The sequence below is a fragment of the Streptomyces sp. NPDC054834 genome (genome assembly GCF_053611185.1).
Genome location: NZ_JBSGZV010000004.1, coordinates 21620 through 43587 on the forward strand (window position 1 = coordinate 21620; position 21968 = coordinate 43587).

24 protein-coding genes and 3 tRNA genes are annotated in these 21968 nt (G+C 69.2%); 21 read left to right on the plus strand and 6 right to left on the minus strand.

Annotation, left to right across the window (positions count from 1 at the left end):
• Nucleotides 1-7 precede the first annotated feature (7 nt).
• The 5 genes from ACWGJM_RS07275 to ACWGJM_RS07295 all read left to right on the plus strand — a co-directional run bounded on the left by ACWGJM_RS07275 (nt 8) and on the right by ACWGJM_RS07295 (nt 1446).
• Nucleotides 8-80, plus strand: a tRNA-Thr gene (locus ACWGJM_RS07275).
• 46 nt (nt 81-126) lie between these two features.
• Nucleotides 127-199, plus strand: a tRNA-Met gene (locus tag ACWGJM_RS07280).
• Nucleotides 200-288: 89 nt separating this feature from the next.
• The gene (gene rpmG, locus ACWGJM_RS07285) at nt 289-453 is read left to right on the plus strand and encodes a 50S ribosomal protein L33 (RefSeq protein WP_003948671.1); all 165 of its coding nucleotides are present in this window, start codon (nt 289-291) and stop codon (nt 451-453) included.
• A gap of 101 nt (nt 454-554) precedes the next feature.
• Complete coding sequence (locus ACWGJM_RS07290; RefSeq protein ID WP_453410691.1) at nt 555-1010, plus strand: FAS1-like dehydratase domain-containing protein; 456 nt, start codon at nt 555-557, stop codon at nt 1008-1010.
• A 7-nt stretch (nt 1011-1017) separates the two neighbouring features.
• Nucleotides 1018-1446 (plus strand): MaoC family dehydratase, encoded by a 429-nt coding sequence (locus tag ACWGJM_RS07295; protein ID WP_453410692.1) that lies wholly within the window; start codon nt 1018-1020, stop codon nt 1444-1446.
• Nucleotides 1447-1605: 159 nt separating this feature from the next.
• Here the strand turns inward: ACWGJM_RS07295 and ACWGJM_RS07300 are convergent, their stop codons facing one another.
• Genes ACWGJM_RS07300 through ACWGJM_RS07310 form a run of 3 tightly spaced genes read right to left on the minus strand, consistent with a single transcriptional unit; the run spans nt 1606 to nt 2785 of the window.
• Complete coding sequence (locus ACWGJM_RS07300; protein ID WP_453410693.1) at nt 1606-2400, minus strand: MFS transporter; 795 nt, start codon at nt 2398-2400, stop codon at nt 1606-1608.
• Nucleotides 2370-2645, minus strand: coding sequence for a hypothetical protein (locus tag ACWGJM_RS07305; protein ID WP_453410694.1), 276 nt, complete (start codon nt 2643-2645; stop codon nt 2370-2372). The genes ACWGJM_RS07300 and ACWGJM_RS07305 overlap by 31 nt, the downstream gene beginning before the upstream one ends.
• Nucleotides 2642-2785: a hypothetical protein gene (locus ACWGJM_RS07310; RefSeq protein ID WP_453410695.1), complete on the minus strand. Its 144-nt coding sequence runs from the start codon at nt 2783-2785 to the stop codon at nt 2642-2644. The genes ACWGJM_RS07305 and ACWGJM_RS07310 overlap by 4 nt, the downstream gene beginning before the upstream one ends.
• A gap of 38 nt (nt 2786-2823) precedes the next feature.
• Between ACWGJM_RS07310 and ACWGJM_RS07315 the strand changes: the two genes are divergently transcribed.
• From ACWGJM_RS07315 to ACWGJM_RS07330, 4 genes are all read left to right on the plus strand, one after another.
• Complete coding sequence (locus ACWGJM_RS07315) at nt 2824-3411, plus strand: CGNR zinc finger domain-containing protein (protein ID WP_453410696.1); 588 nt, start codon at nt 2824-2826, stop codon at nt 3409-3411.
• Nucleotides 3412-3467: 56 nt separating this feature from the next.
• Nucleotides 3468-4037: a TetR/AcrR family transcriptional regulator gene (locus tag ACWGJM_RS07320; RefSeq protein WP_453410697.1), complete on the plus strand. Its 570-nt coding sequence runs from the start codon at nt 3468-3470 to the stop codon at nt 4035-4037.
• Between the two features lie 93 nt (nt 4038-4130).
• Nucleotides 4131-5624 carry an MFS transporter gene (locus ACWGJM_RS07325; protein WP_453410698.1) on the plus strand — a complete coding sequence of 498 codons (1494 nt, stop codon included), beginning with the start codon at nt 4131-4133 and terminating at the stop codon, nt 5622-5624.
• Between the two features lie 248 nt (nt 5625-5872).
• Entirely contained in the window at nt 5873-6928 is a 1056-nt protein-coding gene (locus ACWGJM_RS07330; RefSeq protein WP_453410699.1) for a UDP-N-acetylmuramate dehydrogenase, read from the plus strand.
• A gap of 45 nt (nt 6929-6973) precedes the next feature.
• Here the strand turns inward: ACWGJM_RS07330 and ACWGJM_RS07335 are convergent, their stop codons facing one another.
• Nucleotides 6974-7606, minus strand: a complete 633-nt coding sequence (locus ACWGJM_RS07335) for an NAD(P)-dependent oxidoreductase (RefSeq protein WP_453410700.1) — start codon at nt 7604-7606, stop codon at nt 6974-6976.
• Between the two features lie 110 nt (nt 7607-7716).
• Here ACWGJM_RS07335 and ACWGJM_RS07340 point away from each other — a divergent pair, with 110 nt between their 5' ends.
• The gene (locus tag ACWGJM_RS07340; protein ID WP_453410950.1) at nt 7717-8319 is read left to right on the plus strand and encodes a TetR/AcrR family transcriptional regulator; all 603 of its coding nucleotides are present in this window, start codon (nt 7717-7719) and stop codon (nt 8317-8319) included.
• Nucleotides 8310-8981 carry a hypothetical protein gene (locus ACWGJM_RS07345; RefSeq protein WP_453410701.1) on the plus strand — a complete coding sequence of 224 codons (672 nt, stop codon included), beginning with the start codon at nt 8310-8312 and terminating at the stop codon, nt 8979-8981. Before ACWGJM_RS07340 ends, ACWGJM_RS07345 begins: the two co-directional genes overlap by 10 nt.
• Here ACWGJM_RS07345 and ACWGJM_RS07350 read toward each other — a convergent pair.
• Nucleotides 8962-9936 (minus strand): adenosine deaminase, encoded by a 975-nt coding sequence (locus ACWGJM_RS07350; RefSeq protein WP_453410702.1) that lies wholly within the window; start codon nt 9934-9936, stop codon nt 8962-8964. The genes ACWGJM_RS07345 and ACWGJM_RS07350 overlap by 20 nt on opposite strands.
• 223 nt (nt 9937-10159) lie before the next feature.
• Nucleotides 10160-11386 (minus strand): pyridoxal phosphate-dependent aminotransferase, encoded by a 1227-nt coding sequence (locus tag ACWGJM_RS07355; protein ID WP_361808982.1) that lies wholly within the window; start codon nt 11384-11386, stop codon nt 10160-10162.
• Nucleotides 11387-11646: 260 nt separating this feature from the next.
• Here ACWGJM_RS07355 and ACWGJM_RS07360 point away from each other — a divergent pair.
• The 10 genes from ACWGJM_RS07360 to rpoB all read left to right on the plus strand — a co-directional run bounded on the left by ACWGJM_RS07360 (nt 11647) and on the right by rpoB (nt 21943).
• Nucleotides 11647-11719 (plus strand) — tRNA-Trp (locus ACWGJM_RS07360).
• A 107-nt stretch (nt 11720-11826) separates the two neighbouring features.
• Complete coding sequence (secE, locus tag ACWGJM_RS07365) at nt 11827-12108, plus strand: preprotein translocase subunit SecE (RefSeq protein WP_361455628.1); 282 nt, start codon at nt 11827-11829, stop codon at nt 12106-12108.
• 80 nt (nt 12109-12188) lie between these two features.
• Complete coding sequence (gene nusG / locus ACWGJM_RS07370; RefSeq protein ID WP_453410703.1) at nt 12189-13064, plus strand: transcription termination/antitermination protein NusG; 876 nt, start codon at nt 12189-12191, stop codon at nt 13062-13064.
• 530 nt (nt 13065-13594) lie between these two features.
• Complete coding sequence (rplK, locus tag ACWGJM_RS07375; protein ID WP_453410704.1) at nt 13595-14029, plus strand: 50S ribosomal protein L11; 435 nt, start codon at nt 13595-13597, stop codon at nt 14027-14029.
• Between the two features lie 98 nt (nt 14030-14127).
• On the plus strand, nt 14128-14853 hold the full coding sequence (gene rplA, locus ACWGJM_RS07380) for a 50S ribosomal protein L1 (protein WP_453410705.1): 726 nt from the start codon (nt 14128-14130) through the stop codon (nt 14851-14853).
• 165 nt (nt 14854-15018) lie between these two features.
• On the plus strand, nt 15019-15933 hold the full coding sequence (locus ACWGJM_RS07385; protein WP_453410706.1) for a hypothetical protein: 915 nt from the start codon (nt 15019-15021) through the stop codon (nt 15931-15933).
• A 460-nt stretch (nt 15934-16393) separates the two neighbouring features.
• The gene (locus ACWGJM_RS07390) at nt 16394-16516 is read left to right on the plus strand and encodes a hypothetical protein (RefSeq protein WP_453410707.1); all 123 of its coding nucleotides are present in this window, start codon (nt 16394-16396) and stop codon (nt 16514-16516) included.
• A gap of 321 nt (nt 16517-16837) precedes the next feature.
• Nucleotides 16838-17368 (plus strand): 50S ribosomal protein L10, encoded by a 531-nt coding sequence (gene rplJ / locus ACWGJM_RS07395; RefSeq protein ID WP_453410708.1) that lies wholly within the window; start codon nt 16838-16840, stop codon nt 17366-17368.
• 116 nt (nt 17369-17484) lie between these two features.
• Nucleotides 17485-17871: a 50S ribosomal protein L7/L12 gene (rplL, locus tag ACWGJM_RS07400; protein ID WP_453410709.1), complete on the plus strand. Its 387-nt coding sequence runs from the start codon at nt 17485-17487 to the stop codon at nt 17869-17871.
• Nucleotides 17872-18457: 586 nt separating this feature from the next.
• Nucleotides 18458-21943, plus strand: coding sequence for a DNA-directed RNA polymerase subunit beta (rpoB, locus tag ACWGJM_RS07405; RefSeq protein ID WP_453410710.1), 3486 nt, complete (start codon nt 18458-18460; stop codon nt 21941-21943).
• Nucleotides 21944-21968 lie beyond the last annotated feature (25 nt).

The window sequence follows — 21968 nt, forward strand, 5'->3', positions numbered from 1 at the left end:
ATCGCTCGCCCCAATAGCTCAGTCGGCAGAGCGTCTCCATGGTAAGGAGAAGGTCTACGGTTCGATTCCGTATTGGGGCTCTGGTGTGAGAGGTTCCCGCCGCGAGGCGGGATCCGATCGCATCAAAGCGGTGTAGCTCAGTCGGTAGAGCAAGCGGCTCATAATCGCTGTGTCACCGGTTCAAGTCCGGTCACCGCTACTGACAGTAGCCGATTGCGGGGTCGGTCCTTCGATCGGCTACTCTTTCTTGCGTTGAATTAACCTACCCGTTCGTCAAGGAGCACTCACGTGGCTGCCACCGACGTCCGCCCGAAGATCACGCTGGCCTGCGTGGAGTGCAAGGAGCGGAACTACATCACCAAGAAGAACCGGCGTAACAACCCGGACCGTCTTGAGATGAAGAAGCACTGCCCGCGTTGCAATGCGCACACCGCGCACCGCGAAACGCGATAAATCAGGCTCGTACACGAGGCCGCCCCCGGATGATCGGGGGCGGCCTCGCGTCGTTGAGCGACTAGTACCGGTCAGTAGAGCAAGCAGGAGGTGCCGAGCCCATGGCGCTCGACCAGTCCTTCGTGGGGCGGACCTACCCGCCCACCGAGCCCTATGAGGTGGGCCGGGAGAAGATCCGCGAGTTCGCCGAGGCGGTGGGGGACACCAACCCGGCGTACACGGACGCGGAGGCCGCCAAGGCGCTCGGCCACCCCGATGTGATCGCCCCGCCGACCTTCGTCTTCTCGATCACCTTCAAGGCCGCGGGACAGGTCGTCGAGGATCCCCAGCTCGGCCTCGACTACAGCCGTGTGGTGCACGGCGACCAGAAGTTCGCCTACACCCGTCCGGTGCGCGCCGGTGACCGGCTCTCGGTCACCTCGACCATCGAGGGGATCAAGTCCCTCGCGGGCAACGACATCCTGGACGTCCGCGGCGAGGTCCACGACGAGGCGGGCGAGCACGTAGTGACCGCCTGGACCAAGCTCGTGGCGCGTGCCGCGGACGAGGAGGCGTGAGGAAGCGATGACGGCGAAGATCGCGTACGACGACATCGAGGTCGGCACCGAGCTGCCGGCGCAGACCTTCCCTGTGACCCGCGCCACCCTGGTGCGGTACGCGGGTGCCTCCGGGGACTTCAACCCGATCCACTGGAACGAGAAGTTCGCCAAGGAGGTGGGCCTGCCGGACGTCATCGCGCACGGCATGTTCACCATGGCCGAGGCGATCCGCGTGGTCACCGACTGGACCGGCGACCCGGGCGCGGTCGTCGAGTACGGCGTCCGCTTCACCAAGCCCGTCGTCGTCCCCAACGACGACCAGGGCGCCACGATCGAGGTCAGCGCCAAGGTCGCGGCCAAGCTCGACGACAACACCGTCCGCGTCGACCTCACGGCGACCAGCGCCGGGCAGAAGGTACTGGGGATGTCCCGGGCGGTCGTACGTCTCGCCTGACCGGCCGGCCGGAAGGCCCAGGTAAGAGACACAGAGGTGCAGAGACACAGAGGTACAGAGGTACAGAGGTACTGAGGTGCTGAGGTACTGAGGTACTGAGGCACAAGTAAGGGGCGCTCGCCATAGCGAGCGCCCCTTACTTGCCGTGTGCCCCGCACTTCAGCCGCCGGATGCCCGGCACCTCCCGAACAGCGCCCCCACGACCTGCACCCCGGCCGCCGTCAGCAGGGTGCCCGGCAGTGACCGGCCGATCATCGGGCCCGCCACCGCCGCGCCCAGGGCGAAGCCGGTGATCTTCAGGCTGGCGCCGGTGGTGAAGACCTGGCTGCGCAACCGCTCCGGCGCCTCCCGGTGCCGCACCGCGAACAGAGCCGTGAGCTGCGGCCCCTGCCCCGCCCCGGCGAGTACGACCGCGGCGGCCAGCGGCGCCGGGCGGCCGGTCGCGGCCAGAGTGAGAGCGGCGGCCTGTAAGAGCGCGCCGGAACGCACCACGCGGTCCGGGGTGAGCCCGCGGCCGGGGAGGCGGGCGAATACGGCGTTCGCGGCAAGGGACACGACGGCGATACCGGAGAGCAGCAACGCGCCGCGCCCGGCTCCGCCGAGCGACCGTGCCCCCAGTACCGGCGTGCAGGTGATCAGCATGCCCTGCGCCGCACAGGAGGCGACCGACGTCAGCGTGGCCCGGGCCAGGGACGGGCTGCGGCCGATGCACCGCACACCGGCCGTGAGGTCGCCCACCACCGTGCCTGCGCGCGGACCAGGACGCACCGCCGCTCCCGTCCCCGGCCGCCCGGGCAGCGTCCAGGCGACCGGCAGCGCCGCCCCGATGAGCGTCACCGACAGCACGACCGCGGCGGGAGCCCCCAGCAGCCCCGCCGCGATGCCGGCCAGGGCGGGGCCGGCCAGGCTCGCGGCGCCGAAGGTCATGGCGTCGAGCGCGGTGGCGCGCGGCAACCCCTCTGGCGGGACGACGCGGGGCAGTTGGGCGGTCCAGCCGCCGACAGGGCCGGCCCGAACAGGCCGGTGCCCACGGCGATCGCGAGTACGAGGGCAGGCGGCAGGCGGCCCAGCGCCGAGAGGATCAGTGCCAGCCCGGCCGCGTACAGCGCCAGCGCGGCCGCCAGTAGACGGCCCGGTCGCGTCGCCCGGTCGATGAACACCCCGAGCACGGGACCGCCCACCGCCGCCGCGACCGTCACGGCCCCGGCAGCGACGACGCCTCGGCGGCCGAGCCCGAGGCCGCGAAACCGGCCAGCAGCAGCGCCGGCCCGGACATCTCGTCGCCGGTCCGGGCGGCCGTCGCCCCGGCCAGATAGACATGTGCGTAACGCTTTTCCATCGGCGTGACGTTACGTACGTAACTCAAAACGGCTCAATATGCGTTACGTTCCAGGCGTGCCCTCCCGCGACACCGACTGGTCCACCCGCCACTCCGTGCTCACCAACGCCCGCCGCACCGCCGCCCTGGTCAACGCCCTCACGGTCGTTCCGGACCCGGACCCGGAGGCGGTCGCCGCCGTGCTGCGCGAGTACGGCGAGACCGGCCCCCTCCGCCTGACCGCCCAGGACGTCGGGCGCATGCGCGCCACCGCCGTGCCGCTCCGCGAGGTCTTCGCCGCCGACGACGTGGACACGGCCGCCGCCACTCTCAACCGCCTCCTCCGCAAGTGCGCGGGGCCGCTGCGCCTCACCTCGCACGGCGGCGGCACGCCCTGGCATCCGCACCTCGACCGTGATGACGGCGCCCCCTGGGACGAGTGGCTCCTCACCTCCTCGTGCCTGGCGCTCGCCGTCCTCGTGTGGGACCACCAGCGTCCGCCGGGCCGGGTCTGCGCCTCGCCCGCCTGCGGGAACGTATTCATCACGCAGGGGCAGGGCCCCGAGCGCCGGTACTGCTCCCGGCGCTGCGCGACCCGTGAGCGGGTGGCGGCCCACCGCCGTTCGCGACCGGGGCGCACCCCATGACCCGGCCGGTCGTGGAACCCTTGACCGAGTTAGTGATTGAGCACTAACTTACTTGCATGGTCAGGATGAGCGCAGAAGAGAGGCGCGAGAGCGTCATCCGTGCGGCGATGAGCGAGTTCGCGCGGGGCGGCTATCACGGGACGTCCACCGAGGCGATCGCCAAGCGGGTCGGTGTCTCGCAGCCGTATCTCTTCCGGCTCTTCCCGGGCAAGAAGGCGATCTTCCTCGCGGCGGCCGAGCGGTGTGTCGAGGACACCATCCGCACCTTCGAGGAGGCCGCCGAGGGGCTGGAGGGCGAAGAGGCCCAGCAGGCCATGGCGAACGCGTACGTCAAGGTCATCGCGGAGCGGCCCGAGCGGCTTCAGATGCAGATGCAGATGTACATCGCGGTCGCGGCCGCCGACGCGGAAGGCGATCACGCCTTCGGGGAGTCCGTGCGGGCCGGTTGGATGCGCCTGTGGGACACCGTGCACCTGCCGCTCGGGGCCGACGTGAACGAGACGACGAACTTCATGGCGTGCGGGATGCTGATCAACTGCCTGGTGGCCATGGGGTTTCCGCCCGAGCATCGGGTGTGGGAAGGGATTTACCCGTCGGCGCGAGCCATGGGCCGACTGGAGAAGTAGCGCGGGCGGCGGAGGGTGACGCCGTCACCGCTTGCCCGCAATAGTTAGTCATCAATAACTAACCGATGGTCACGAGCACTCCCTGGGGGAGAGATGCCACAGCAGACAGCGGCTACGACAGCAGATGCGACCGCAGCTACGACAGCAGATGCGACCGCACGGCGCGGGGGAACCGTCTGGGCCCTCGTCATCACCAGCGTCGCCGGATTCATGGCGTCCCTCGACAACCTCGTCGTCACCACCGCCCTGCCCTCGATCCGCCGGGACCTGGGCGGCGCGCTGGACGACCTGGAATGGACCGTGAGCGCCTACACGCTCACCTTCGCCGTCCTGCTGATGTTCGGTGCGGCGCTCGGCGACCGGTTCGGCCGCCGCCGGCTCTTCCTCGCCGGGCTCACCGTCTTCACCGGCGCCTCCGCGGCCGCCGCAATGGCACCCGGCATCGGTTCCCTCATCGCCGCCCGCGCCGTCCAGGGCGTCGGCGCCGCCGTGATGATGCCGCTGACGCTGACCCTGCTGACCGCGGCCGTGCCCGCCGCCAAGCGCGGGATGGCGTACGGCATATGGGGTGCGGTCAACGGCCTCGCGGTCGCCTCCGGGCCGCTGATCGGCGGCAGCCTCACCGAACACGTCTCCTGGCACTGGATCTTCTGGCTGAACGTCCCGCTCGGTGTGGCCCTGCTGCCGCTCGCCCGGCTGCGCCTGGCCGAGTCGTACGGCACCGGCGCCCCGCTCGACCTCCCCGGCACGCTGCTCGCCAGCGGTGGGCTCTTCGGGATCGTGTACGGCCTGGTCCGCGGGCCCGCCGACGGCTGGACCGACACCGTCGTGCTGACCGCGCTGTTCGCGGGCGGCGCCCTGCTGGCCGGCTTCGTCCTCTACAGCACCCGCGCCAAGAACCCGATGCTGCCCATGCGGCTGTTCCGCTCCCGCGCCTTCGCCGGGATCAACGCGGCCAGTCTGCTGATGTTCGTCGGCATGTTCGGTTCGATCTTCCTGCTCAGCCAGTACATGCAGGGCGTGCTCGGCTACTCGCCCACCGAGGCCGGCTTCCGGATGCTGCCCTGGACCGGGATGCCGATGCTCGTCGCGCCGGTCGCCGGGATCCTCTCGGACCGCATCGGCGGCCGCCCGGTCGTCGCCACCGGACTGTTCCTCCAGGCCGTCGGGCTCGGCTACCTGGCCTTCGTCGTCTCGGCCGACGTCTCCTACGCCGCGCAGCTGCCCGGCCTGATCATCAGCGGTATCGGCATGGCCCTCTACTTCGCCCCCGCCGCCAACCTGGTGATGTCCAGCGTCCGTCCGCAGGAACAGGGCGTCGCCTCCGGCGCCAACAACGCGCTGCGCGAGGTCGGCGGCGCCCTCGGCATCGCGGTCATGTCCTCCATCTTCTCCGCGCAGGGCGGCTACGAGTCCGCGCAGAACTTCGTCGACGGCCTGAAGCCCGCCCTGGTGACGGGCTCCGGGGTCGTGGCGCTCGCCGGAGCGGCGGCACTGCTGATCCCGAGCCGGCGCCGCGCCGCAGCCCCGGCCGCGAGCGTGGCCGAGCAGGCGCCCGCCCCGGTCGTCGAAGCCGCCCCCCACTGACCGCGGAAGCTGACCCCGGACGCGCCCGAAATGAGTCCGAGATGCCCACTCTGCCCTGGAGTGAGACCTGTTGGGCCGCTGGCCCGTAGGCGACGTGAGCCGGGAATCCCTCTGCTTCAGCTGAGGGAGGGTTCAAATGAGACCCACGCGCGCGCGTGGGGTACAGAAAATGCCATGACGGCCCGGCTTCCCGCCGGGCCGTCGGCCTGTGCCCGGCGCTGTCGGTGCCGTCTCGTAGTCTTGGGCGCGTGCAGGAACTCCACGACGCCCCCCTCGCCCCGCTGACCACCTTCCGGCTGGGCGGTCCCGCGACCCGACTGGTCACCGCCACCACCGACGCCGAGGTGATCGACGCCGTCCGCGAGGCCGACGCCACCGGCACGCCGCTGCTGGTCATCGGCGGCGGATCGAACCTGCTCATCGGCGACAAGGGCTTCGACGGAACCGCCCTGCGCATCGCCACCACCGGCTTCGAACTGCGCGGTACGACACTGGAGCTGGCGGCCGGCGAGGTGTGGACGGACGCCGTCGCCCGCACCGTGGAGGCCGGGCTCGCGGGCATCGAGTGCCTCGCCGGTATCCCGGGCTCGGCGGGCGCGACACCGATCCAGAACGTCGGCGCGTACGGCCAGGAGGTCTCCTCGACCATCACCGAGGTGATCGCCTACGACCGCCGGTCCCACGAGACGGTCACGCTGACCAACGACGAGTGCGCCTTCTCCTACCGCCACAGCCGCTTCAAGGCCGACCCGGCGCGCTATGTGGTGCTGCGCGTCCGCTTCGCCCTGGAGGACGCGGACGGGCTGTCGGCGCCGGTCAAGTACGCCGAGACGGCCCGCGCTCTCGGTGTCGACCCCGGTGACCGGGTGGCGCTCGCCACCGCCCGCGAGACCGTCCTGAAACTGCGCGCCGGCAAGGGCATGGTCCTGGACCCCGACGACCACGACACCTGGTCGGCAGGGTCCTTCTTCACCAACCCGATCCTCACCGACGCCCAGTTCGACGCCTTCCACGCGCGCGTGCGGCAGCGGCTGGGCGACGGCGTCGAGCCGCCCGCCTACCCGGCGGGGGAGGGTCACACCAAGACCTCAGCGGCCTGGCTGATCGACAAGGCAGGCTTCACCAAGGGCTACGGCACCGGGCCCGCCCGCATCTCCAGCAAGCACACCCTCGCCCTCACCAACCGGGGCGGCGCCACCACCGAGGACCTGCTGTCCCTCGCCCGCGAGGTCGTCGCCGGGGTCCACGAGGCCTTCGGCATCACGCTGGTCAACGAGCCCGTGACGGTGGGCGTCAGCCTGTAGGTGGCCCTGGGCGGCCGGGCGCCGGGTACCGGCTACCGGGTGTGCCTAGTACGCCACCCCGACCCCCTGCTTCACCGTCCCCGGATCGTCGACCATCGCCAGCATCGCGTGGGCCACGTCCGCCCGCGCGATGAAGCGCCCCTTGGGCGGGAAGCCGCCGACGACCGTCCGGTACGAGCCGGTGAGGGGTTTGTCCTGCAACCGCGGCGGCCGTACCGACGTCCAGTCCGTGCCGCTGCGGGCCAGCTCGTCCTCCATCTCCCGCAGGTCGGCGTAGACGTCCTTGAGCAGCGCCGAGACGATCCCCCGCACACCGCGGTCGAGGAAGCCGTCCCCCTCCGGCTCCGGGCCCACCGGCCCCGCGCTGACCACGAGCACCCGGCGCACGCCCTCGGCCTCCATGGCCCGCAGGACAGTACGGGTCAGCCGGGCCGCGACCCCGGCGTCCTTGCGGCTGCGGGCACCCAGGCCGGACAGGACCGCGTCCCGGCCGGCGACCGCGGGGCGTACCGATTCCGGGTCGGCGAGGTCGGCACGGAACACCTCCAGGCCCGCACCGGTCACGTCGAGCCGGGCCGGGTCGCGTACCACGGCCGTGACCCGGTGGCCCGCGGCGAGCGCCTGACGGACGACCTCCTGCCCGATTCCTCCGGTGGCGCCGAAGACGGTGAGGTTCATGACCCACTCCTCCGTTGGTGGTACTCACTCACCCTGTTGCCCTCTAGAGTGAGTAAGTACTCACCCACTCGTCAAGAATCCTTGGAGAGGCCATGGGATCCTTGGGCGCCATGCAGCAGAAACCGGCCCGAGCCCGCATCCTCGACGCCGCCCACGAGCTCATGCTCACCGTCGGGCTGGCCCGCGCCACGACCAAGGAGATCGCCAGGGCGGCAGACTGCTCCGAGGCGGCCCTCTACAAGCACTTCACCAGCAAGGAGGAGCTGTTCATAGAGGTCCTCCGCGAACGGCTCCCGGGAGTCGCCCCACTGCTGCGCGCCCTCACCGCCGAGCCGGGCCGGCACACCCTGGAGGAGAACCTCACCGAGATCGCCCGACAGGCGGCCCTGTTCTACGAGCAGAGCTTCCCGATCGTGGCCTCCCTCTACGCCGAGACCCAGCTCAAGAAGCGCCACGACGACGCGATGCGGCAGATGGGCTCGGGCCCGCACATGCCCATCGAGGGCCTCGACGCCTACCTCCGCGCCGAACAGGCCGCAGGCCGGGTCCACCCCGACGCGGACACCTTCGCGGCCGCCTCCCTCCTCCTGGGTGCCTGCGCCCAACGGGCCTTCGCCTACGACGCCACGAGCAACGGCGAACCGCCCCCCGTGGACGACTTCGCCCGACGGCTGGCCCGCACGCTGCTGACAGGAATCGCCGTATGCGGCTGAGACTGCGCCAGTTCCGGCCGGGGACCGGCCCGCACGAGCGCCGGATCGTCCAGCCCTGGCAGCCCCTGCGCCACACCTCCCTGAGCGCCCCCGACCCGATCGGCATGCTGCTGGGCGATCACGACGGCCTGAACCGGCTCGCGGGCCTGTTCTCCTTCGCCGCCTACTCCCGCCACACGATCGTCCACGTGCCCCTGCGCGACGGAGTCCCGCCCGACGAGGGCTGGGGCGAGCCGGTCGACCTCGTCCTGGCCCACCACACCCTCGGACTGCGCCCCGGCCAGTGGCCCGAACTGCGCCAGAAGCTGCGCCACGGCACCCCGCTGACCGTCCGCACCGACGAGGCGCGCACCGCCCGGGACGCCGCTCGGTGGCGCGAACGGTGGGAACGGGCGGACTTCCGTGACGAGTTACGTCATGCCACGCACGCCCGCACGTTCTTCCTCTTCGGCAGCCGGGACGTCTTCGCCGAGACCGCCACCTACTTCGCCCATGCGGCGGGCTGGGGACCGCGCCAGAAGAACGCGGCCAAGGGGTACTCGGCGCTGATGGCGGAGCTCCCGGCGCTGGTCCAGCCACCCGGCGGCGGCCACCCCCTGGACGTCCTGATCTGCTTCAAGTCCTATCCGCCCTACACCCACTTCAAGCGCCCGGGCCACTGAGCCAGTCGTCCACGCCCGCCAGCAGCCGCGCCTTCACGCTCTCCGGCGCCGCCGAGCCCCGGACCGACTGCCGGGCCAGTTCCGCCAGTTCGGCGTCCGAGAAACCGTGGTGCAGGCGGGCGAGCTCGTACTGGGCCGCGAGCCGGGAGCCGAAGAGCAGCGGGTCGTCGGCGCCCAGCGCCATCGGGACGCCCGCCTCGAAGAGCGTGCGCAGCGGCACGTCCTCCGGCTTCTCGTACACGCCCAGCGCCACGTTCGACGCCGGGCACACCTCGCAGGTCACGCCCCGGTCCGCCAGCCGCTTCAGCACCCGCGGGTCCTCCGCCGCGCGCACCCCGTGGCCGATCCGCGAGGCGTGCAGGTCGTCCAGGCAGTCCCGGACCGAGGCCGGGCCGGTCAGCTCGCCGCCGTGCGGGGCCGCGAGCAGGCCGCCGTCCCGGGCGATCGAGAACGCCCGGTCGAAGTCCCGTGCCATGCCCCGCCGCTCGTCGTTGGACAGCCCGAAGCCCACCACGCCCCGGTCGGCGTACCGCACCGCCAGCCGGGCCAGGGTGCGCGCGTCCAACGGGTGCTTCATACGGTTGGCGGCCACCAGCACGCGCATGCCCAGGCCGGTCTCCCGGGACGTCGTGTCCACCGCGTCCAGGATGATCTCGAGGGCCGGGATCAGACCGCCCAGCCTTGGCGCGTACGACGTCGGGTCCACCTGGATCTCCAGCCAGCCCGAGCCGTCCTTCAGATCCTCCTCCGCCGCTTCCCGGACCAGCCGCTGGATGTCCTCCGGCTCTCTGAGGCAGGAGCGCGCCGCGTCGTAGAGCCGCTGGAAGCGGAACCAGCCCCGCTCGTCCGTGGCCCGCAGCTTCGGTGGCTCCCCGCTGGTGAGGGCTTCGGTCAGCGCCTCGGGCAGGCGCACGCCGTGCTTGTCGGCCAGTTCCAGGACGGTCCCCGGCCGCATCGAGCCGGTGAAGTGCAGGTGCAGATGGGCTTTCGGCAGCTCAGATACATCACGTACACACGGGGGGTTCGGGGGGTGCCCCCCTGAAGAGCTCAGCATCCCAGGATCCTGCCGTACGTCGCCGCCGTCCTGGTAGCGGATTCCCCGAACGTGGTCTTGCTCGCACAAAGGGGCGGGGGCACCTCCCGAAGTCGGGAGGTGCCCCCGTGGCGAGAGGCGGACGTCAGTCCTGCGCCTCCGCCAGCAGCTTCTGCATCCGGCTCACGCCCTCGACCAGGTCCTCGTCACCCAGCGCGTAGGACAGCCGCAGATAGCCGGGGGTGCCGAAGGCCTCGCCCGGGACGACCGCGACCTCGGCCTCCTCCAGGATGAGGGCGGCCAGCTCCACCGTGTTCTGCGGGCGCTTGCCCCGGATCTCCTTGCCGAGCAGGGCCTTCACCGACGGGTACGCGTAGAAGGCGCCCTCGGGCTCCGGGCAGAGCACGCCGTCGATCTCGTTGAGCATCCGCACGATGGTCCGGCGGCGCCGGTCGAAGGCCTCGCGCATCTTCTCGACGGCCGACAGGTCGCCGGAGACGGCGGCCAGGGCCGCGACCTGGGCCACGTTCGAGACGTTCGAGGTGGCGTGCGACTGGAGGTTCGTCGCGGCCTTCACCACGTCCTTCGGGCCGATGACCCAGCCCACGCGCCAGCCCGTCATCGCGTACGTCTTCGCGACGCCGTTGACCACGATGCACTTCTCGCGCAGCTCGGGCAGGAGCGCGGGCAGCGAGGTGAACTTCGCGTCGCCGTAGACGAGGTGCTCGTAGATCTCGTCCGTCAGCACCCACAGGCCGTGCTCGACCGCCCAGCGGCCGATCGCCTCGGCCTCCTCGGCGCTGTAGACCGCGCCGGTCGGGTTCGAGGGGGAGACGAAGAGGACGACCTTCGTCTTCTCCGTGCGGGCGGCCTCCAGCTGCTCCACGCTCACCCGGTAGCCGGTCGTCTCGTCCGCGACGACCTCCACCGGCACACCGCCGGCCAGCCGGATCGACTCCGGGTACGTCGTCCAGTACGGCGCCGGGACGATGACCTCGTCGCCCGGGTCGAGGATCGCGGCGAAGGCCTCGTAGATGGCCTGCTTGCCGCCGTTGGTGACCAGGATCTGCGCCGGGTCGACCTCGTAGCCGGAGTCGCGCAGCGTCTTCGCGGCGATCGCGGCCTTCAGCTCGGGCAGACCGCCGGCCGGGGTGTAGCGGTGGTACTTGGGGTTCTTGCAGGCCTCGACGGCCGCCTCGACGATGTAGTCCGGGGTCGGGAAGTCGGGCTCACCCGCGCCGAAGCCGATCACCGGACGCCCGGCGGCCTTGAGGGCCTTGGCCTTGGCGTCCACGGCGAGGGTGGCGGACTCGGAGATCGCGCCGACTCGGGCGGAGACCCGGCGCTCGGTGGGAGGGGTTGCAGCGCTCATGGAGCCATCGTTTCAGACCGGAAACCTGCCCGGCACGCGGGTTTCACCCACTGAACAGGATCGTGCCGACCCGTGAACAAGGGTCCGAATCCGAACCCGGGTCAGGACGATCTTCCGGTCGGACAGCCCGTACGGGCACTTTCTGTTCGACGCCGGGCCCGCGACCACGTACACTCTCACCTCGTTGGCCTCCAGCAGCCGCGGCTCAGCCGGTGCACACCGAGCACCCGGTCGGATGCGGTACGTTGGGGAACGCACAAAGGGTCGTAGCTCAATTGGTAGAGCACCGGTCTCCAAAACCGGCGGTTGGGGGTTCAAGTCCCTCCGGCCCTGCTACACACACCGCCAGGATGTGTGCGCATGTACGTACAGCATTGCACCGCCGTGCGGCTCAGGAACCGGGCGCGGCACGGCCACGACCCGGGATCAGGTGAGGACGAATGACGGACGCCGTGGGCTCCATCGACACGCCTGACGCGGATGAGGTGCAGGAGACCAAGAAGGCCCGCAAGGGCGGCAAGCGCGCCAAGAAGGGCCCGCTGAAGCGTCTCGCGACCTTCTACCGCCAGATCATCGCGGAACTCCGCAAGGTCGTCTGGCCGACGCGTAACCAGCTGACGTCGTACACCACCGTGGTGATCTTCTTCGTCGCCATCATGATCGCGCTGGTGACCGTGATTGACTATGGGCTCAACCACGCTGCCAAGTACGTCTTCGGCTGAGCCAAGAGCGAAGGGCGCCGTGGTACCGGCGCCCGTTTTCGCATGTTCCACCCCTATGTATCCAGGAAGAAGCAGCCATCGTGTCTGACCCGAACCTGAACGACGCCACCGAGCCTCGCGAGAGTGCCGCCGAGACGGTGGACGACGAGCTCGACATCGTCGAGGGCGCGGATGAGCAGGACGAGTTCGAGGCTGCGGAAGCCGCGCTGGGTGAGGCTGCCGAGGAAGCCGCCCTGCACATCGAGGATGAATCCGACGAGTCCGCCGAGGACGAGGACGAGGACGAGTCCGACGCCCTGGCCGCGGCCGACGAGGTCGAGGAAGAGCCCGCCGAGCCGGTCGACCCGATCGAGGCCCTCCGCGAGGAACTGCGCACCCTGCCCGGCGAGTGGTACGTCATCCACACCTACGCCGGTTACGAGAACCGCGTGAAGACCAACCTGGAGCAGCGGGCCGTCTCGCTGAACGTCGAGGACTACATCTTCCAGGCCGAGGTGCCGCAGGAAGAGGTCGTCCAGATCAAGAACGGCGACCGCAAGACGATCAAGCAGAACAAGCTGCCGGGTTACGTCCTGGTCCGCATGGACCTGACCAACGAGTCCTGGGGCGTCGTCCGCAACACCCCGGGCGTCACCGGCTTCGTCGGCAACGCCTACGACCCCTACCCGCTGACGCTGGACGAGATCGTCAAGATGCTCGCCCCGGAGGCGGAGGAGAAGGCCGCCCGCGAGGCCGCCGAGGCCGAGGGCAAGCCGGCGCCGCAGCGCAAGGTCGAGGTCCAGGTCCTGGACTTCGAGGTCGGCGACTCGGTCACCGTCACCGACGGCCCGTTCGCCACGCTCCAGGCGACCATCAACGAGATCAACCCCGACTCCAAGAAGGTCAAGGGCCTGGTGGAGATCTTCGGCCGCGAGACGCCGGTCGAGCTCTCCTTCGACCAGATCCAGAAGAACTAGGTCTGCCAGAACCAGGCCAACGTGCCTCCGACAGAGCCCCTGAACAGCGGTTTCCCGTTGGGCAGGGGCCCTGTCGCGTCGCGGGGGAGCCATGGCGGGCACATCAGCTGATCACCGCTTCGTCGTGCGTCCCTCGCACGTCATCGGGATCGGCTCGGTGCTGGGGGCGCTCGCCCTCCTCGAGCGCCGGCGGGGGACGTGATCAGGCCGCCAGTACGTGCTGTGTCATGCCCCGCCGGGATCGGAGCGGTGACGGCCGAGGTGGCCGCCGCGCGGCGCCCCGCGCCCTCGGGCTACGATGCGGACAGGTGTGACTACACGCCGCAGATCTGCACCGTCACGCCTGGATGGTTCTCCTGGTGACGGCGGCGCACACACCGCTTCCGCGCAGGTCGGGCGAACGCTCGACGGTCGTTTGACCTGCGCGGTTTTTGGCCGCACATCAATACCCGCTATCGTTGTGCGGTATGCCTGCATCCGGGTGGTCCCTGGAAGCGGGCAGGACCCGAACCGAAAGGACCCGGAGAGCTATGCCTCCCAAGAAGAAGAAGGTCACGGGGCTCATCAAGCTCCAGATCCAGGCCGGTGCCGCCAACCCGGCCCCGCCGGTCGGCCCGGCGCTGGGTCAGCACGGCGTCAACATCATGGAGTTCTGCAAGGCCTACAACGCCGCGACCGAGTCGCAGCGTGGCTGGGTCATCCCGGTGGAGATCACGGTCTACGAGGACCGTTCCTTCACCTTCGTGACCAAGACGCCGCCGGCCGCGAAGATGATCCTCAAGGCCGCGGGCATCGAGAAGGGCTCCGGCGAGCCGCACAAGACCAAGGTCGCCAAGATCACCCAGGCGCAGGTCCGCGAGATCGCCCAGACCAAGCTGCCCGACCTCAACGCGAACGACCTGGACGCCGCGGCGAAGATCATCGCCGGTACCGCGCGCTCCATGGGCGTCACGGTCGAGGGCTGATTCCCACCCCGTTGTAGTCATGCGGCCGTAGCCGGTCGCACGTGGCAGGGCCTGCTCGGCCCGTACCACGACTCCTTTCAGAACACACAGGAGCAGTTGTGAGCAAGCGCAGCAAGGCCCTCCGCGCTGCGGACGCCAAGATCGACCGGGAGAAGCTCTACGCCCCGCTCGAGGCCGTCCGTCTCGCCAAGGAGACCTCCACGACCAAGTTCGACGGCACCGTCGAGGTCGCCTTCCGTCTGGGTGTCGACCCGCGCAAGGCCGACCAGATGGTCCGTGGCACCGTGAACCTTCCGCACGGCACCGGTAAGACCGCCCGGGTCCTGGTCTTCGCGACCGGTGACCGTGCCGAGGCCGCGCGTGCCGCGGGCGCCGACATCGTCGGTGCCGACGAGCTGATCGACGAGGTCTCGAAGGGCCGTCTGGACTTCGACGCCGTCGTCGCCACCCCGGACCTCATGGGCAAGGTCGGCCGCCTCGGCCGCGTCCTCGGCCCGCGTGGTCTGATGCCGAACCCGAAGACCGGCACCGTCACCCCCGACGTCGCCAAGGCCGTCACCGACATCAAGGGCGGCAAGATCGAGTTCCGCGTCGACAAGCACTCGAACCTGCACTTCATCATCGGCAAGTCGTCCTTCGACGACGCCAAGCTGGTGGAGAACTACGGCGCCGCGCTGGAGGAGATCCTCCGTCTGAAGCCGTCCGCCGCCAAGGGTCGCTACATCAAGAAGGCCGCCATCACCACCACGATGGGCCCCGGCATCCCCGTCGACCCGAACCGCACCCGCAACCTCCTCGTCGAGGAGGACCCGGCCGCCGTCTGAGCCTCGCGCTCACCCCGGTAGCCGCGTCAGCGACGTGACAAAAAAGGGCGGGCCCCGCAACCTTCCGAGGTGCGGGGCCCGTCCTTTCTTTGTGCGACCTTCCGTACGACTGTCAGTGGCCTGGGTTACGGTGCAGGCACACAACTCGCTTAGGGGTGGGACGAGATGAAGAGCACGACCGTGCGCCGGGTGACCCTTTCCGCCGCGGTGCTGACCGCGCTCACCGGGGTGGCCGCCTGCGGCACCGACGACGGGAACTCCGGAAAGGGCGACAAGGCGGGCGGCAACGGCATCACGCACCTCAGCCCCATCGCCGCCCTGCGTTCCGCCGAGAAGTCCACCGACAAGGCCGACTCGGCCAAGGTCCGCTCCACCACGACCATCGGCGGCATGATGTCCATGAAGGCCGACGGCGCCCTCTCCTGGGGCGACGGCATGCGGGGCGACCTCACCATCACGTACACCGGCGGCCAGATGGCCGACGCGATGCGCAAGGCCGGCACGACGTCGATGGAGGCCCGCTATCTGCCGGACGCCTACTACGCGAAGATGAGCGAGAAGTTCGCCGCGTCGTTCGGCGGCAAGCACTGGATCAGGTACGCGTACGACGACCTCGCCAAGCTCGCCGGCGGGTCGGGCGCCTACCTCAAGGACCAGATGCAGAACACCACGCCGAACCAGTCGGTGAAGATGCTGCTGGCCTCCGGCGACGTGAAGAAGGTCGGCGAGGAGAAGGTGGCCGGTGTGCAGACCACGCACTACTCGGGCACGGTGAACGTCGCCGACCTCGCCGGCAAGAGCAGCAACCTCAGCGCCTCCCAGCTCGCCGACCTGAAGAAGCAGCTCAGCCAGGCGGGCGTCACCACGGACACCGTGGACATCTGGGTCAACGACCAGAACCTGCTGGTCAAGAAGGTCGAGAAGGCGGACATGACGACCGGCCTGATGACCAGTACGGCGTACTACACCGACTACGGCGTGAAGGTCTCCGCCGAGGAGCCCCCGGCCAGTGACACCAAGGACTTCAAGGACCTCATGAAGTCCTCCGGGACCGTGGCGGGCAGCGGCACCACGTCCTGACCCGCACTCCGTGAGACCGTCCGCGGGCGCCGCCGCGCTCGCCGCCTACTGCGGGCCGGGGCGCCGTCGGCTGTACCCGGGGGGAACGGCCCGTCGGCGGCCCGGGCGACGCCCGCCGCGGCCGTCGCCCGGGTCGCCGAGAAGACCGGCGTGCTCACCTCCCTGCGCTACCGGGCGACCGGTCGCATACCGAGGGAGGGCCGCAGCCGGAACCCGGCCCGGGAGACCGCCTTCCTGACCGCCGCGAAGCACGTGAAGGACGCCGGCACCGAGACCGTCGACGGCGTACGCACCACCCACTACACCGGCACGGCCGGCCTCGACGCGATCGAGGCCGAGATAAAGCCCGGCAGGAGCCTCAGGCCGTACCGGACGACGGGTGTGGACGAGCTCACCCTGGATCTGTGGGTCGGCTCCGACGACCGCGCCCGGCAGGTGCGGCTGCGGGGCAGGGGACGCCATGGCGAACTCGACCTCACCCTCGCCTTCCTCGCCTACGACGAGCGGGTGGGTGACGGTCGAGGCCCCGGCCGCCTCCGACACCCCGGACCTCACCAAGCGGCTCAAGCCGGCCAAGGGCTGACCACGCGGAGGAGGACGGGCCGGGGCGAACGGATCCGAACGGGCGGATTTGCTTGGCCGTGGCCCGTTCACGTACTCTCCTACAGAAGCCAAAGACCGCTGGTCGTTGCCGTGCACTCGCAGGAGGGCGCGGTGGCCGAAGGATCCGCTGAAATGCGGGCGACCCGCGCAGGTGACCGTGGAAGAACTCCCGGAGCAGGTGCGTCCCCGCTCATGCGACCGGTCGAGTCCGCCCCGTGCGCCTGCGCCGGGGCGTTTCGTTTTCCCCAGTCCTCCTTCGGGTCCGCGCGGTCCGAATCACCCGGAAGGAGGCCGAGGCTCTATGGCGAGGCCCGACAAGGCTGCCGCAGTGTCCGAGTTGACGGAGCAGTTCCGCAACTCCAGCGCTGCCGTGCTGACCGAGTACCGCGGTCTCACCGTGGCGCAGCTCAAGACGCTGCGCCGGTCGCTCGGTGAGAACGCCCAGTACGCCGTGGTGAAGAACACGCTGACCAAGATTGCGGCCAACGAGGCCGGGATCACCACGCTGGACGACCTGTTCAACGGTCCGACGGCTGTCGCCTTCGTCACCGGTGACCCGGTGGAGTCGGCGAAGGGTCTCCGTGACTTCGCCAAGGACAATCCGAATCTCGTCATCAAGGGCGGTGTCCTTGACGGCAAGGCGCTGTCCGCCGACGAGATCAAGAAGCTTGCGGACCTCGAGTCCCGCGAGGTTCTGCTCGCCAAGCTGGCGGGTGCCATGAAGGGCAAGCAGTCGCAGACCGCTTCGCTGTTCAAGGCGCTTCCCTCGAAGCTCGTCCGCACCGTGGACGCCCTTCGCGCCAAGCAGGACGAGCAGGGCGGTGCCGAGTAATTCGGCTCGCTTTCTGACCCCGGCCGCATGAGTCGGCAGAGGTCGCAGCGGGCCAACGTACGCCCGCCACTCATGTACATCCGGCACCAGCCGAATTAGTGGAAGGATCGCCCATCATGGCGAAGCTCAGCCAGGAAGACCTGCTCGCGCAGTTCGAGGAGATGACCCTCATCGAGCTCTCCGAGTTCGTGAAGGCCTTCGAGGACAAGTTCGACGTCACCGCCGCCGCCGCGGTCGCCGCCGTCGCCCCGGGCGCCCCGGGTGCCCCGGCCGCCGCCGAGGTCGAGGAGAAGGACGAGTTCGACGTCGTCCTCACCGGTGCCGGCGACAAGAAGATCCAGGTCATCAAGGTCGTGCGTGAGCTGACCTCCCTGGGCCTGAAGGAGGCCAAGGACCTCGTGGACGGCGCCCCGAAGCCCGTTCTCGAGAAGGTCGCCAAGGACGCCGCGGAGAAGGCCGCCGAGGCCCTCAAGGGTGCCGGCGCCTCCGTCGAGGTCAAGTAACACCTTCGCGGTCGGCAAGACCGTAGCGACGGCCGAAACAGTCCCGTAGGGCTGTAACGGTCACGCACCGAAGAGCGATCATCCATCCGGGTGGTCGCTCTTCCGCGTTTTACGGGGTCCGGCCACGGTTACCTTGCACCTGCGATGGTGAGGGGTAAGGTGATCTTCGTCTTGTCCCCGGGTACCCCGGTTCGGGCCAGGGGGGCCTTGACGAACCGCACGCAGCGCGCAATTCTCAGGACGCGTCGTCACAAGGATCCGAATCCGAGGCATGGATCGACGGCGAAGAGGGCAGTATCAACGTGCGTTGAGGGCAGGCATGCCGAGGGCGTTGGGAAGAGCGGTGAGCACGGCGAGGGTCTCGAGAAACCCGCACTGGACATCAGTGGGCCAAGTGGCTACACTGACCCTTTGCGCTGCCTGTTAGCTGTCCCCTGCCCGTCACCAGGGGTCTGCCCTCACTCGAGCATCGACGACGAACGTTCCCTGACCTGGCCCTTTGGCCAAATGGGCACTGTCTGTCTCTATGCGTGGGAGAGGGGCCGGTACGCGCGTAGTGAGTCCGAGCCCTCGGAAGGACCCCCTCTTGGCCGCCTCGCGCAACGCCTCGACCGCGAATACGAACAACGGCGCCAGCACCGCCCCGCTGCGCATTTCCTTTGCAAAGATCAAGGAGCCTCTCGAGGTTCCGAACCTGCTCGCGCTGCAGACCGAGAGCTTTGACTGGCTGCTCGGTAACACCGCTTGGCAGAGTCGGGTCGAGGAGGCTCTGGAGAACGGTCAGGACGTCCCCACCAAGTCCGGCCTCGAGGAAATCTTCGAGGAGATCTCCCCGATCGAGGACTTCTCCGGGTCGATGTCGCTGACCTTCCGCGACCACCGCTTCGAGCCGCCGAAGAACTCGATCGACGAGTGCAAGGAGCGCGACTTCACGTACGCCGCGCCCCTCTTCGTGACGGCCGAGTTCACCAACAACGAGACCGGCGAGATCAAGTCCCAGACCGTCTTCATGGGCGACTTCCCGCTCATGACGAACAAGGGCACCTTCGTCATCAACGGCACCGAGCGTGTCGTGGTGTCGCAGCTGGTCCGTTCGCCGGGTGTCTACTTCGACTCCAGCATCGACAAGACGTCCGACAAGGACATCTTCTCGGCCAAGATCATCCCCTCCCGGGGTGCCTGGCTGGAGATGGAGATCGACAAGCGCGACATGGTCGGTGTCCGCATCGACCGAAAGCGCAAGCAGTCCGTGACCGTCCTCCTGAAGGCGCTCGGCTGGACGACCGAGCAGATCCTTGAAGAGTTCGGCGAGTACGAGTCCATGCGCGCCACCCTGGAGAAGGACCACACCCAGGGCCAGGACGACGCGCTGCTCGACATCTACCGCAAGCTGCGCCCGGGCGAGCCCCCCACGCGCGAGGCCGCGCAGACGCTCCTTGAGAACCTCTACTTCAACCCCAAGCGCTACGACCTCGCCAAGGTCGGCCGCTACAAGGTCAACAAGAAGCTGGGTGCGGACGCTCCGCTCGACGCGGGTGTCCTGACCGTCGAGGACGTCATCTCGACGATCAAGTACCTGGTGAAGCTGCACGCCGGCGAGACCGAGACGAGCGCCGACAACGGTCAGACGATCGTCGTCGAGACCGACGACATCGACCACTTCGGCAACCGTCGTCTGCGCAGCGTCGGCGAGCTCATCCAGAACCAGGTCCGTACGGGTCTGGCCCGTATGGAGCGCGTCGTGCGTGAGCGCATGACCACGCAGGACGTCGAGGCGATCACGCCGCAGACCCTGATCAACATCCGGCCGGTCGTCGCCTCCATCAAGGAGTTCTTCGGCACCAGCCAGCTGTCCCAGTTCATGGACCAGAACAACCCGCTGTCCGGGCTGACGCACAAGCGTCGTCTGTCCGCGCTCGGCCCGGGTGGTCTCTCCCGTGAGCGGGCCGGCTTCGAGGTCCGTGACGTGCACCCCTCGCACTACGGCCGCATGTGCCCGATCGAGACGCCGGAAGGCCCGAACATCGGTCTGATCGGTTCGCTCGCCTCGTACGGCCGGGTCAACGCGTTCGGTTTCGTCGAGACGCCGTACCGCAAGGTCGTCGACGGCCAGGTCACCGACGAGGTGGACTACCTGACCGCCGACGAAGAGGACCGATTCGTCATCGCGCAGGCCAACGCCATCCTCAACGACGACCTGCGGTTCACCGAGAACCGCGTCCTGGTCCGCCGTCGTGGTGGTGAGGTCGACTACGTCGCCGGTGACGACGTGGACTACATGGACGTCTCGCCGCGCCAGATGGTGTCGGTCGCGACCGCCATGATCCCGTTCCTCGAGCACGACGACGCCAACCGTGCCCTCATGGGCGCGAACATGATGCGTCAGGCCGTGCCGCTGATCAAGTCCGAGTCCCCGCTCGTCGGCACCGGCATGGAGTACCGCTCCGCCGTCGACGCCGGCGACGTGGTCAAGGCCGAGAAGGCGGGTGTGGTCCAGGAGGTCTCCGCCGACTACATCACCACCGCCAACGACGACGGCACGTACATCACGTACCGCCTGGCCAAGTTCGCCCGCTCCAACCAGGGCACCTCGGTCAACCAGAAGGTCATCGTCAACGAGGGCGACCGGATCATCGAGGGCCAGGTCCTCGCCGACGGTCCGGCCACCCAGCACGGCGAGATGGCGCTGGGCAAGAACCTGCTCGTGGCGTTCATGCCGTGGGAGGGTCACAACTACGAGGACGCGATCATCCTGTCGCAGCGCCTCGTGCAGGACGACGTCCTCTCCTCGATCCACATCGAGGAGCACGAGGTCGACGCCCGTGACACCAAGCTCGGCCCCGAGGAGATCACCCGGGACATCCCGAACGTCTCCGAGGAGGTCCTCGCCGACCTCGACGAGCGCGGCATCATCCGCATCGGCGCCGAGGTCATCGCCGGCGACATCCTCGTCGGCAAGGTGACCCCGAAGGGCGAGACCGAGCTGACCCCCGAGGAGCGCCTGCTGCGCGCGATCTTCGGTGAGAAGGCCCGTGAGGTCCGTGACACCTCGCTGAAGGTGCCGCACGGCGAGACCGGCAAGGTCATCGGCGTACGCGTCTTCGACCGCGAGGAGGGCGACGAGCTTCCCCCCGGTGTGAACCAGCTGGTGCGCGTCTACGTCGCGCAGAAGCGCAAGATCACCGACGGTGACAAGCTCGCCGGCCGCCACGGCAACAAGGGTGTCATCTCCAAGATCCTGCCCATCGAGGACATGCCGTTCCTCGAGGACGGGACCCCGGTCGACATCATCCTCAACCCGCTCGGTGTGCCGTCCCGAATGAACCCGGGACAGGTCCTGGAGATCCACCTCGGCTGGCTCGCCAGCCGCGGCTGGGACGTCTCCGGTCTGGCCGACGAGTGGGCGCAGCGCCTCCAGGCCATCGGCGCCGACAGTGTCCAGCCGGGCACCAACGTCGCCACCCCGGTCTTCGACGGCGCCCGTGAGGACGAGCTGGCGGGTCTGCTCCAGCACACCATCCCGAACCGCGACGGCGAGCGCATGGTGCTCCCGTCCGGCAAGGCGCGGCTGTTCGACGGCCGTAGCGGTGAGCCGTTCCCGGACCCGATCTCGGTCGGCTACATGTACATCCTGAAGCTGCACCACCTGGTCGACGACAAGCTGCACGCCCGCTCGACCGGCCCGTACTCGATGATCACCCAGCAGCCGCTGGGTGGTAAGGCCCAGTTCGGTGGCCAGCGGTTCGGCGAGATGGAGGTGTGGGCGCTGGAGGCATACGGCGCCGCTTACGCCCTCCAGGAGCTGCTGACCATCAAGTCCGACGACGTCACCGGCCGCGTGAAGGTCTACGAGGCCATCGTCAAGGGCGAGAACATCCCCGAGCCCGGCATCCCCGAGTCCTTCAAGGTGCTCATCAAGGAGATGCAGTCGCTCTGCCTGAACGTGGAGGTGCTGTCCAGCGACGGTATGTCCATCGAAATGCGTGACACCGACGAGGATGTCTTCCGCGCTGCGGAGGAGCTCGGCATCGACCTGTCCCGGCGCGAGCCGAGCAGCGTCGAAGAGGTCTGACGGGAGTCCGGCGGGGCCCTCACCC